1 protein-coding gene is annotated in these 347 nt (G+C 48.4%); it reads left to right on the top strand.

All coding sequences use genetic code 11. The features are described from left to right. The coding region (locus A3712_RS06595; RefSeq protein ID WP_157618712.1) for a TRAP transporter large permease subunit at positions 1–347 on the top strand (347 nt) is incomplete at both ends.

Raw genomic sequence — 347 nt, 5'->3', positions numbered from 1 at the left:
GACTGCAGCTGCTGGTACTGTTGTTGGGGTAGTAACGCTAACGGGCATCGGTCTTGTAATGACTGACTTCGTTGAGTTTATCTCAGGTGGTAGCATCATCCTTATGCTGCTCTTCACTGCGGTAATCAGCTTGATCTTGGGTATGGGCTTACCGACTACAGCAAACTACATCGTTGTATCGACACTGATGGCACCTGTAATTGTGACCCTAGGTGCAGCACACGGTCTTATCATTCCACTGATTGCAGTGCACTTATTCGTGTTCTACTTCGGTATTCTTGCCGATGATACACCTCCGGTAGGTCTAGCAGCGTTTGCAGCAGCGGCAATTGCGAAATCAGATCCAA

Source organism: Vibrio sp. HI00D65 (genome assembly GCF_001635455.1).
Classification (GTDB): domain Bacteria; phylum Pseudomonadota; class Gammaproteobacteria; order Enterobacterales; family Vibrionaceae; genus Vibrio.
The sequence above is the reverse complement of the archived record's forward strand: the minus strand, read 5'-3'. Positions and strand labels throughout refer to the sequence as shown.